7 protein-coding genes are annotated in these 12,315 nt (G+C 69.7%); 6 read left to right on the forward strand and 1 reads right to left on the reverse strand.

Features of this window, described 5'->3' with window-relative positions; all coding sequences use genetic code 11:
* Window positions 1–335: 335 nt before the first annotated feature.
* Entirely contained in the window at window positions 336–1,505 is a 1,170-nt protein-coding gene (locus KBX21_RS20530) for a thioester domain-containing protein (protein WP_210843110.1), read from the reverse strand.
* 248 nt (window positions 1,506–1,753) lie between these two features.
* Between KBX21_RS20530 and gatB the strand changes: the two genes are divergently transcribed.
* From gatB to serA, 6 genes are all read left to right on the forward strand, one after another.
* A complete protein-coding gene (gatB, locus tag KBX21_RS20535) occupies window positions 1,754–3,268 on the forward strand; it encodes an Asp-tRNA(Asn)/Glu-tRNA(Gln) amidotransferase subunit GatB (protein ID WP_210843111.1) in 1,515 nt (504 codons plus the stop codon).
* Window positions 3,269–3,723: 455 nt separating this feature from the next.
* Entirely contained in the window at window positions 3,724–6,429 is a 2,706-nt protein-coding gene (locus KBX21_RS20540) for a bifunctional diguanylate cyclase/phosphodiesterase (protein WP_210843112.1), read from the forward strand.
* Window positions 6,430–6,832: 403 nt separating this feature from the next.
* Window positions 6,833–8,608 (forward strand): acetolactate synthase large subunit, encoded by a 1,776-nt coding sequence (locus tag KBX21_RS20545; RefSeq protein WP_255352553.1) that lies wholly within the window; start codon window positions 6,833–6,835, stop codon window positions 8,606–8,608.
* A gap of 18 nt (window positions 8,609–8,626) precedes the next feature.
* The gene (gene ilvN, locus KBX21_RS20550) at window positions 8,627–9,151 is read left to right on the forward strand and encodes an acetolactate synthase small subunit (RefSeq protein ID WP_017547239.1); all 525 of its coding nucleotides are present in this window, start codon (window positions 8,627–8,629) and stop codon (window positions 9,149–9,151) included.
* A 113-nt stretch (window positions 9,152–9,264) separates the two neighbouring features.
* Window positions 9,265–10,260: a ketol-acid reductoisomerase gene (gene ilvC / locus KBX21_RS20555; protein ID WP_199560618.1), complete on the forward strand. Its 996-nt coding sequence runs from the start codon at window positions 9,265–9,267 to the stop codon at window positions 10,258–10,260.
* Between the two features lie 220 nt (window positions 10,261–10,480).
* Complete coding sequence (gene serA, locus KBX21_RS20560) at window positions 10,481–12,070, forward strand: phosphoglycerate dehydrogenase (RefSeq protein WP_049568494.1); 1,590 nt, start codon at window positions 10,481–10,483, stop codon at window positions 12,068–12,070.
* Window positions 12,071–12,315: the final 245 nt, after the last annotated feature.

Raw genomic sequence — 12,315 nt, forward strand, 5'->3', positions numbered from 1 at the left:
GAGGGCGCGGTCGCCACGGATGGCACCCTCGAAAGTGAGGGAGGGCCGCTGAGGTGCGCCCGGCGGGCGTCACACCATGTCGGGGGCAGGGGCGCGGTGGCCGTTCGGGGCCGGGCACGGTCTTTCCGGTTGGGGCTCGCTGACGCGGGAACGGGCCGCGTGCGCCGTGGGAAAGCCGACCGCCCGCTTGATACTAGCGATCGGATTCACCACTTCCAACCCGCTCCGGAGAAAATGTGACCCATAACGGGTCGGAAAAAAATCCGGCGGGGAGAAGTCGCATTATGTTCCGGTGTTATGGAACGTGAGTTCGGAGAAGAGTGAGTTCCCGGTTCTCAGTCCCGTCGCTTTCTACCCAGAACCAGGATGAGCAGGCCGGACACGACCAGCGCCCCGGCGATGACCAGCAGGCCGGACAGCCACGTGCCGGTGAGGGCCAGACCGCCCTCGGCGTTCCGGTCCTGCGCCTCCGGGGTCGGTGTGTCCTCCACCACGGGCTCGGGCGAGGGCAGCTCACGGACCTCCGGGGCCTCGGGCTCGGCCGTCTCGGGCGCGGGCTCCTCGGTGGTCTCGCCCCTGGGCTCCTCGCCCCGCCAGGTGAACGTCGCGCTGGTCGAACTCGTCGCCGAACCCGGCTCGGCGGTGATCAGCGGCTGCGTCCGCACCCCCTCGCGGCCGGTGAACAGCCGCCCCTCCTCCAGGGGCACATCGCTGCCGCGCACGTGGAGGGTGACCACCCCGGCCGGGACGGACGGGTCGACGTCGAGGTAGACCTCGTCCCCGTCGTGGGCCTGTGAGATCTCCTCTCCCTCCGCGTCGACCAGCCACGACGCCGGGGCGCCGCGCAGCGAGAGCCGCACCGGCCCCTCGCCCGCGCTGGACACCGTCAGGGGCCCCAGCGGTTCCTCCGGGGCGACCGCCTCGGTCTGGGCGGGGGAGACCTCAACGGAAGGGGAGGTGGTCCCGCCCCCGGCGTCCGCGCTGCCCTCCACCAGGTGCGCGTAGAGGGTCATGACGTCGGGGTGGTTGGTGTCCGGGTCCAGTTCCACCCCGTCCAGCACGTTCCAGAGGGCGGCCTGGGTCGCCGCGATCGCGTGCGTCTCCTCAAGGAACAGCACCCCGGAGGCGGCGCCCAGTACGGGCAGGGGCACGTTCGGGTAGGAGTTGGAGACCACCCAGTTGGCCCGGTGAGCGGGGACCGAATCCCCGGGGGTTACGGTCCACTCCGGACGGTCAGCCCATGCCGACTCAACGTAGGCGGTGCGCGGCCGCACCTCCTCGTCCACGACCAGCGCGTAGGCGCGTACGGAGTCCTCGTCGGCCACGCGCAGACTGAACAGTGCCGTGTCCACTTCGTCGCCGTCCGTGAGCACGACGGGCAGGCCCGCGACCGGATCTCGGTCAAGACGGGAGAAGTCGTCGGCCGCCGCGGGGGCGGTGGTCAGGGTGCCGATCAGCGCGGAGGCGGAAAGCAGCGCGGCGCACCGCAGCAGGATGCCGGACATGCGCGGGCGCTCCTGTTGGGACATGCGGAAGGGGTCGAACGCCCCTACCGTCGAAATCGTTTTCCTGGGCAGTAAAGACTAACCGTCCGACACCCGTCACAGCGGGAGATCATCTCTACAGCGGCCCAATCGTGTGCTCGCCGTGACATCCGTCAGCCGCACCCCACTCGGGGACGGGACCGCCGGACCTCTCAGCCTCGGTAGGCTGACCTGGAAGGTATGTCCTCTACTGAAACGGGTTTGCGGCGATGGCCCACGCGGTGACTCCCAGCTTTGAACAGGCGCTGAACACGTACGAACCCGTGCTCGGCCTGGAGACCCACATCGAGCTGGGTACCGCCTCGAAGATGTTCTGCCCCTGCCCCACCGCCTTCGGCGCCGAGCCCAACACCCAGGTGTGCCCGGTCTGCCTCGCGTTCCCCGGCTCCCTGCCGGTGGTCAACGAGAAGGCCGTCGAGGGCGCGATCCGGCTCGGTCTGGCGCTCGACTGCTCCATCGCCCCCTGGGGCCGGTTCGCGCGGAAGAACTACTTCTACCCGGACATGCCGAAGAACTACCAGATCTCGCAGTACGACGAGCCGATCTGCGTGGACGGGCACCTCGACGTCACGGTCGACACCCCCGAGGGGCCGCGCGTGTTCCGCGTGGAGATCGAGCGCGTCCACATGGAGGAGGACACCGGCAAGTCCTCGCACGTCGGTGGTTCCACCGGCCGCATCCACGGCGCCAGCCACTCCAACGTCGACTACAACCGCGCCGGTATCCCGCTCCTGGAGATCGTCACCAAGCCGATCACCGGCACCGGTGAGCTCGCCCCGCTGGTCGCCCGCGCCTACGCCGCCGAACTGCGCGACCTGGTCCGCTCGCTCGGCATCTCCGACGTCCGCATGGAGGAGGGCTCCATGCGCTGCGACGTCAACGTCTCCATCAACGAGCACGGCGCCGACAAGTGGGGCACCCGCAGCGAGACCAAGAACGTCAACTCCCTGCGCTCCGTCGAGCGGGCCGTCCGCTCGGAGATCGAGCGCCAGGCCGGTGTCCTCGACGCCGGGGAGCGGGTCGTGCAGGAGACCCGCCACTTCCAGGAGCACCTCGGCCGCAGCACCTCCGGCCGCTCCAAGGAGGAGGCGCAGGACTACCGCTACTTCCCGGACCCCGACCTCGTCCCGGTCGCCCCGTCCGAGGGGTGGATCGAGGAGCTGCGCGCCACCCTGCCCGAACTCCCCGCCGCCCAGCGCGCCCGGGTCACGTCCGAGTGGGACCTCTCCGACACCGAGCTGCGCGACCTGGTCAACGCCGACGCGATCGGCCTGGTCGAGGCGACCGTCACCGAGGGAGCCCCCTCGGCCGAGGCCCGCAAGCTGTGGCTGAACGAGCTCTCCCGCCGCGCCACCGAGCAGGAGGTCGAACTCTCCTCCCTGCCGATCACCCCCGCGCAGGTCGCCCGGGTCATCGCGCTCGTCGCCGAGGGCACGCTCACCAACAAGCTGGCACGCCAGGTCGTCGAGGGAGTCCTCGCGGGTGAGGGCGAACCCGACGCCGTGGTGGAGGCCCGTGGCCTGAAGGTCGTCAGCGACGACGGCGCGCTGGGCGCGGCCGTCGACGAGGCCATCGCCAGCAACCCCGACGCCGCCGACAAGGTGCGCGGGGGCAAGGTGGCCGCCGCCGGCGCCCTGGTCGGCGCCGTCATGAAGGCCACCCGGGGCCAGGCCGACGCGGGCCGTGCGCGGGAGCTCATCCTGGAGCGGCTCTCCAGCCAGTAGGGGGCGGGCGGACCGCCCGTCGGCGCCGGTGTGAGGCAGGGCTCCTCCGTTCGGCCCGGGTGGGCGGAACCGCCGTCGGTCCCGGTTCGTTGCCCGGTGCGTGAGCGGCGTCGGGGGGACTCGGTCCCCTCGGCGCCGCTGTCGCTTCCGGCAGGGGAACACCGGGGTGACGCTCACTCAGGGTGATGGTTCTGTCGTCATCTCTCGTCCGCTCCTCAATCGCTGTGTGACCTTGGTTGCGTAGGGTGTCCACGCACGGGGGTGAGTCCGGCTCGCCGGGTCCACCCCGCCGCCGTCCGTCCCGGTCCCGGTGGGAACCGGGCGGCAACCCGCGCGCGGCACGGCGCCGCGTCCTGATGCGAGTGATCACGAGGTGGGTGCTCCATGTTCGAGGAGAGAGCGCGACGGCGGCCGGGGGCCGCCCGGGTCGCCGCGCACCCGCTGGGAGGCTGGTGATGGGAACGAGGGCACGCCGCCTGGGACTGTTCGGGTTGGGCGCGCTTTTCCTGCTCTACCTCGCGGGGACCGTCGTCCCTTCGGGAGAGGCCACGCTGACCGCGTCCCTGGGACAGTGGCCCACCGCCGTGGTGGCCGGTGTCGCGGGGGGCTCCCTGCTCTACGCCTCGCGGCGCTGGGCACGGACCGGTGCGGACCGGGAGGCCCACGTGGACGGGGCGGACGGCCCGGCCGCGCTGCGCTTCCTCGGGCTGGCCGCGCTCGCCTGGTGCGCGGGTGGTCTCACTCACGCCATCACCCGCTCCTTCAGTGGAGCGTCGGTCCTCTCACTCACCCTGGGTGACCTCTTCGCGCTCGCCGCACTGCCACTCTTCGTGATCGGCTTCACGCGGTTCGCTCCCTGGCCGGGCGGCCTGCGCACGGCGGTGCGGCACATCACCGACAGCTACGTGTGCGCCGCCGCGGTCTTCTCCGTGGTGTGGATCCTGCTCTTCTCCCCGCTCTACGAGGAGCTGGGCGAGGGGGCGGGGTTCCTCGGGTTCGCGCTCGTCTACCCGGTCGCCGACATCGTGGTGCTGTGCCTGCTCATTCCGCTGGTGTTCATGTCGCCGCACAGCACCCGGCGCGCGGTGCTGGTGGCGATCGGCGCGCTGGTCGTCATCGCGGCCTCGGACATGGTCGGCGCGGTGACGCGCCTGACCGGCCCCCCGGTGGCGGGCGGCGTCGAACAGCCGGTGCGCTTCCTCGGGTTCGCCCTGCTGGGCGCGCTGCCCTGGTTGGTGGAGCACCGGCCGGGCGCCGCGCCCCGGAGGATCACCGGCCGGGGGCTCTACCGGTTCGCCCCGGAGATCGCCGCCGTGGGCTCGGTCTTCGTGGCCACGGTCGTGCTCACCGTCGCGGCGCTGCGCCTGCCGGACGTCGCCCCCGTGCTGCCGCTGGCGGCGGGGACGGCGGTACTGGTCCTGCTGCTGCGGGTCGTCGGGATGCTGGAGGAGAACTCCACGCTCGCCCGCATGGTCCGCAACCGCGAGGGGCACTTCAACGAACTGGCCCGCAACAGCGGCGACGTCATCCTCGTCCTGGACCGCGACGGCGGTGTCCACTACATGAGCCCGGGCACGGCGGAGGCGTTCGGCTACCGGCTGGACGACGTCCTGGCGGCTCCGGTGACCACGCTCATCCACCCGGAGGACCTGGCCCGGACCAAGGCCGTCACGAACCTGTTCACCGAGCGGTCGAGCCAGGGGGTGCACCTGCGACTGCGGGTGCGCGCCGCGGACGGCACCTGGCGGCACACGTCCTCGACGATCTCCCTCTACGAGCAGCCGGGTGAGCCCGACCGCCTGCTGGTCACCACCAGCGACATCAGCGCCCAGGTCGCCCTCCAGGACGAGGTCGAGCACCTGACCTTCCACGACGGCGTCACGGGCCTGCCCAACCGCGCCTACCTGGAGGAGAGGGCCAGCGACGTCCTGGCGCACCGGGCGATCAGCGACGACCCCTCCGGGGACGTCGCGGTCATCTTCCTGGACCTGGACGGGTTCACGGCGGTCAACGACTCCGCCGGGCACGTGCGCGGCGACCACATGCTGGGACAGGCCGCCCGGCGCCTGCGCGGGGAGCTGAGCGCCAACGCCACGCTGGCCCGCTGGGGCGGGGACGAGTTCGCGGTTCTGGTGGAGGACGTGCCCAAGGCGCAGCGGGTCGTCGACCTCGCCGAGCGGCTGGGCAGGGTGATCGCCTCCGAGCCCTTCCAGGTGGCGGACCGGGACATCCTGCTGACCGCCAGCATCGGTGTGGCCTTCGCCGACGAGGCCACCGACAGCGGGGAGCTGCTGCGCAACGCCGACGTGGCGATGACCCGGGCCAAGGAGCGCGGCGCCGGGAACGTGGAGGTCTACGCCGCCCACATGCACGAGATGGTCGTGTCCCGGCTGGAACTCCAGATCCGGTTGCGGCAGGCACTGGCCAACGGCGAGTTCTTCCTGGAGTACCAACCGGTCGTCGACCTGGGCACGTCACAGGTGAACGCGGTGGAGGCGCTGGTGCGGTGGGACCGCGACGGCGAGGCGGTGGGCCCGGGCGAGTTCCTGGGCGCCGCCGAGGAGTCGGGTCTGATCGTGCCGCTCGGCGAGTGGATACTGCGAGAGGCCTGCGAGAAGGTCGCCGTGTGGCGGGTCTCCGACTGGGACATCGGCCTGTCCGTGAACCTGTCCGTGAAGCAGGTGCTGTCGCCGAGGTTCGTGGAGACGGTCGCGGGTGTGCTCGCCGAGACCGGTCTGCCCGCGGAGGTGCTGACATTGGAGGTGGACGAGGAGGTCCTCCTCGACGACCGGGGCGACGCCGTGGCACGCCTTGGCGAACTCCGCGAGCTCGGGGTGCGCCTGGCCATCGACGACTACGGCATGGGCTACGCCTCGCTGGCGCACCTGCGCGAGCTGAGTGTGGACGCGATCAAGATCGACCCGTCGTTCATCGCGGACCTGGGGCGCGACGACACGGTCACCCTGCTCACGCACACGATCATCCAGCTCGGCCGCGACCTCGGCGTCCAGGTGGTCGCCGAGGGCATCGAGCGCCCCGAGCAGCTGGAGCAGCTGCGGGTAATGGGCTGCGACCACGGTCAGGGCTTCCTCGTCGCCCGCCCCATGCCCGCGAGTGGTGTGGAGTCCCTGGTGGGCGGGGAGGCCGGAGCCAACCTGTAGCCGCCCGAAATCGGGCGACCTGGGATGTTAAGTCCGACTTACGAATGATGTTTCGAGCTCCTGTCGCGTGTTCTGCGTTACACGCGACAGGGGCTTTCTCATTGTCCTCGCAGGTCAGGGCAGTGGTGCCGGTTCTCGCTCGGCCGTATTCTGACATTTCTGTCTCAGATAATGAGACAAACTTCAGTTCTGGTTGACGCGCGACCGTTCCGTCGGCCAATGTTGTCAACGTGCAGAACAACTCCCTGATTCTCGTACTTGGTCGGCGCGCAGCCCACTGAGTTTGCTCTGCTGCGCGCCACCCCTCGACCGCCACCCGGCGGTGGGGGTTTTTTTATTGCCGCACCAGGTCGAGAACCGGCAACCACCACCCCCAGAGCCGCAGCACCGCTCTGGACCCTCGCTGAAGGATCTTGAGATGACCGAGCAGATGACCGGCGCCCAATCGCTGATCAGGTCGCTGGAGCACGTCGGCGTTGACACTGTCTTCGGGATTCCCGGCGGCGCCATCCTCCCGGCCTACGACCCGCTCTACGACTCGGTGAAGGTGCGCCACATCCTGATGCGCCACGAGCAGGGCGCGGGGCACGCGGCCGAGGGCTACGCCTACGCCACCGGCCGACCCGGGGTGTGCATGGCCACCAGCGGGCCCGGGGCCACCAACCTCGTCACGCCACTGGCCGACGCCCACATGGACTCGGTCCCGATGGTCGCCATCACCGGGCAGGTCGCCGCCCCGATGATCGGCACCGACGCCTTCCAGGAAGCCGACATCTGCGGCATCACGATGCCGATCACCAAGCACAACTTCCTGGTCAAGGACGTCCGCGACATCCCCCGCACCATCGCCGAGGCCTTCCACATCGCCTCCAGCGGCCGCCCCGGCCCGGTGCTCGTCGACATCTCCAAGGACGCCCTCCAGAACAGCGCCGACTTCGTCTGGCCCGAGCGCCTGGACCTGCCCGGCTACCGCCCGGTCACCAAGCCCCACGGCAAGCAGGTCCGCGAGGCCGCCCGGCTGATCGCCGACGCCAAGCGCCCGGTCCTCTACGTGGGCGGTGGCGTCCTGCGCGCCGGGGCCTCCGCCGAACTGCGCGTCCTCGCCGAACTCACCGGCGTCCCCGTCGTCACCACGCTGATGGCCCGGGGCGTCTTCCCCGACAGCCACCCGCTGTACGTGGGCATGCCCGGCATGCACGGCGACGTCACCGCCGTCGGCGCCCTCCAGAAGGCCGACCTGATCGTCGCCCTCGGCGCCCGTTTCGACGACCGCGTCACCGGCCGCCTGGACAGCTTCGCGCCCGACGCGAAGATCGTCCACGCCGACATCGACCCGGCCGAGATCTCCAAGAACCGCCACGCGGACGTGCCCATCGTCGGTGACTGCCGCGAGGTCCTCGCCGACCTCGTCGTCGCCGTCCGCGCCGACCAGGAGAAGGGCCGTCAGGGCGACTACGAGGCCTGGTGGCACCGGCTCAAGCAGCTGCGCACCACCTACCCCAAGGGCTTCGACGCCCCCACCGACGGCAGCCTGTCACCCCAGGCGGTCATCCAGCGCCTGGGACAGGTCGTCGGCCCCGAGGCCACCTACGTCGCGGGCGTCGGTCAGCACCAGATGTGGGCCGCGCAGTTCATCGACTACGAGCGCCCGGGGGCCTTCGTCAACTCCGGCGGACTCGGCACCATGGGCTTCTCCGTCCCGGCCGCCCTGGGCGCGAAGGTCGGCGACCCGGACCGCGTGGTCTGGTCGGTGGACGGCGACGGCTGCTTCCAGATGACCAACCAGGAGCTGGCCACCTGCGCGATCGAGGGCATCCCGATCAAGGTCGCCGTGGTCAACAACGGCAACCTGGGCATGGTCCGCCAGTGGCAGACCCTGTACTACGAGGGCCGCTACTCCAACACCGACCTCCAGACCTCGCCGCTGGACGAGAAGGTCCGCATCCCGGACTTCGTCCGCCTGGCCGAGGCCTACGGCTGCGTGGGCCTGCGGTGCGAGCGCCCCGAGGACATCGACGCGACCATCGAGAAGGCGATGTCGATCAACGACCGTCCCGTGGTCGTCGACTTCACCGTCAACCACGACGCCATGGTCTGGCCCATGGTCGGCCCCGGCGTCAGCAACGACAACATCCAGTACGCGCGCGACATGGCGCCCAACTGGGAACACCAGGACTAGGAGTAGGGCCGAACCACCATGAGCCGTCACACGCTTTCCGTTCTGGTCGAGGACACCCCGGGCATCCTGGCCCGGGCCTCCGCCCTCTTCTCCCGTCGTGGGTTCAACATCGACTCGCTCAGTGTGAGCACCACTGAGTACACCGGACTGTCCCGGATGACGATCGCGGTCAACTGCGACCTCCACCCCTTGGAGCAGGTGACCAAACAGCTCAACAAGCTGGTCAACGTCGTCAAGATCGTGGAGATGGACACCACCGCGTCGGTGCAGCGCGAGCTGCTCCTGGTCAAGGTCAAGGCCGACGCGTCAAGCCGCACCCATGTGCTTCAGACGGCCGAGCTGTTCCGCGCGCACGTCGTGGACGTCAGCCCGGACGTCGTCGTCATCGAGGCCACCGGCGACCCCGAGAAGCTCGATGCCCTGGTCAGGAACCTGGAACCCTTCGGGATCCGGGAACTCGTGAAGTCAGGGCTGGTCGCCCTGGGACGGGGTCCCCGTTCGATCACCGACCGCTCCCTGAGGGCGGTCGACCGCAGCGCCTGAGCCGTCAACCGGCGAACAGGCACCCGGCGGAGCTCGAACTGAAAGGCTGTCCGGACACGGCCGGACGGCTCACCCCGCCCCCAAAGAACGTGAGAAACAAGGAGCAACCCCAAGTGGCAGCACAGATGTACTACGACGACGCCGCCGACCTCGCGCTCATCCAGAGCAAGAAGGTCGCCGTGATCGGTTACGGCAGCCAGGGCCACGCGCACGCGCTGTCGCTGCGGGACTCGGGCGTGGACGTCCGGGTCGGTCTGGCCGAGGGCTCCAAGAGCCGCGCCAAGGCCGAGGAGGAGGGCCTGCGGGTCGTCAGCCCCGCGGAGGCCACCCGCGAGGCCGACGTCATCATGATCCTGGTCCCGGACCACATCCACCGTGACCTGTACGCCCAGGAGATCGAGCCCAACCTGGAGGCGGGCAACGCCCTCTTCTTCGGGCACGGCTTCAGCATCCGCTACGGCCTGATCAAGGCCCCCGAGGGCGTCGACGTCGCCATGGTCGCCCCCAAGGGCCCGGGCCACCTGGTCCGCCGCCAGTACGAGGCCGGGCGCGGCGTGCCCTGCCTGGTCGCGGTCGAGAAGGACGCCAGCGGGCAGGCCTGGGACCTGGCGCTGTCGTGGGCCAAGGGCATCGGCGGCACCAAGGCCGGTGTCATCCGGACCACCTTCACCGAGGAGACCGAGACCGACCTCTTCGGTGAGCAGGCCGTCCTGTGCGGTGGCACCGAGGAGCTGGTCAAGGCCGGTTTCGCCACCCTGGTCGAGGCGGGCTACCAGCCGGAGATCGCCTACTTCGAGTGCCTGCACGAGCTCAAGCTGATCGTCGACCTCATGTACGAGGGCGGCATCTCCAAGATGAACTGGTCCGTCTCGGACAACGCCGAGTACGGCGGCTACACCCGCGGACCGCGCCTCGTCACCGAGCAGACCCGCGAGGAGATGCGCAAGATCCTGGGCGAGATCCAGGACGGCACGTACGCCAAGGAGCTCATGGACGAGTTCGACGCCGGTCAGCCGACCTTCGGCAAGCGCCGTGAGGCCGAGCAGAACGAGCAGATCGAGAAGGTGGGCGCCGAACTGCGTCCGCTGATGAGCTGGCTCAAGGGGTAACAGCGCCTCTCGTAACTCGAAATCCCCACCGGGGGCGGGGCGGTCGCTCCGCCCCCGGTGGCGTTCGCGGGGGAGGGTGACTCTTCTTTCGTCGGCGGTTCCCCCATCCGCCCGACGGGCTTCCCTACCCCGCTAGTAGACTTTGGACCGGCCGTCACACCCGATTCGGGCAGCGCCTCCACCTGCGCGATCGGGTCGCACCACCCGAAAAGGAACAGTTGTGACCAAACCCGTCGTACTCGTCGCGGAAAAGCTTTCGCCTGCCGGAATCGCGCTTCTCGAGGAAGACTTCGAAGTACGCCATGTGGACGGTGCCGACCGGTCCCAGCTGCTTCCCGCCCTGTCCGGCGTCGACGCCCTGATCGTGCGCAGCGCCACGCAGGTCGACGCCGAGGCCGTCGCCGCGGCCAACCGCCTCCAGGTCGTCGCCCGCGCCGGTGTCGGCCTGGACAACGTGGACGTGGACGCCGCCACCAAGGCCGGCGTCCTGGTGGTCAACGCCCCCACCTCCAACATCATCAGCGCCGCCGAGCAGGCCATCAACCTGCTGCTCGCCAGCGCCCGCAACACCGCCCCCGCCCACAACGCGCTCATCAACGGTGAGTGGAAGCGGTCCAAGTACACGGGTGTGGAGCTCTACGAGAAGGTCGTCGGCGTGGTCGGCCTCGGCCGGATCGGCGCCCTGGTCGCCCAGCGCCTGCTGGCCTTCGGCACCCGGGTCATCGCCTTCGACCCCTTCGTGCAGCCCGCCCGCGCCGCCCAGATCGGCGTGGAGATGGTGACCCTGGACGAGTTGCTGGAGCGCTCGGATTTCATCACCATCCACCTGCCCAAGAACAAGGACACGGTGGGCCTGATCGGCGACGAGGCGCTGAGCAAGGTCAAGCCCTCCGTACGGGTCATCAACGCCGCGCGCGGCGGCATCCTCGACGAGGAGGCCCTGTACCGGGCGCTCAAGGACGGTCGCGTGGCCGGTGCGGGCATCGACGTGTTCGCCAAGGAGCCCACCACGGACAGCCCGCTGTTCGAGTTCGAGAACGTCGTGGTCGCCCCGCACCTGGGCGCGAGCACCGCCGAGGCGCAGGAGAAGGCGGGCACCCAGGTGGCCCGCTCGGTGAAGCTGGCGCTGTCCGGCGAGTTCGTTCCGGACGCGGTGAACGTGCAGGGCACCGGGGTCGCGGAGGAGATCAAGCCGGGTCTGCCGCTCACCGAGAAGCTCGGCCGGGTGTTCACCTCGCTGGCCGGGGCGCTCGCCGCGAGGATCGACGTCGAGGTGCGCGGTGAGATCGCCCAGCACGACGTCAAGGTCCTGGAGCTGGCCGCCCTCAAGGGTGTGTTCACCGACGTGGTCGAGGACACCGTGACCTTCGTGAACGCGCCGCTGCTCGCCAAGGAGCGCGGTGTCGAGGTCAACCTGGTCACCAGCGACGACAGCACCGACTGGCGCAACCTGATCTCCGTGCGCGGTGTGCTGGCGGACGGGACCCTGGTCTCGGTCTCGGGCACGCTGACCGGTCCCCGCCAGTCCGAGAAGCTGGTCGAGATCAACAACTACACGATGGAGATCGGCCTCGACGAGCACATGGTGTTCCTCTCCTACGAGGACCGCCCGGGCATCGTCGGCAAGGTCGGCGCGCTGCTCGGCGACGCCGAGGTCAACATCGCGGGCATGCAGGTCATCCGGGACCAGGAGGGCGGCAAGGCGCTGATCGCCCTGACCGTGGACTCCGCCGTGCCGGACGAGATCCTGACGTCGATCGCCGCGGAGATCGACGCCGAGATCGCCCGCCAGATCGACCTGGAGGACTGACCGGAACCGGTCAGTACGGGGGCCGTTCCGCCCCGGATGTCGACATCCGATATCCGCGCGGAACGGTCCCTTTTTCATGTCGCATGAATTTCCCATTTATGCCTCTATGAGGATTGATTTTGTCCTTTGTAATTCGATCCAAAGAGTGCGTCTGTGGTTGGCAAACATCGTGACACCCCCGCCAGCCTGGTTCTTCGTCTCCGTGGTGCGGATGTAAGCGTGGCCAAGGGTCGGCTGCGGGTGGT

It is taken from the genome of Nocardiopsis sp. B62 (genome assembly GCF_018070675.1).
Classification (GTDB): Bacteria; Actinomycetota; Actinomycetes; order Streptosporangiales; family Streptosporangiaceae; genus Nocardiopsis; species Nocardiopsis prasina.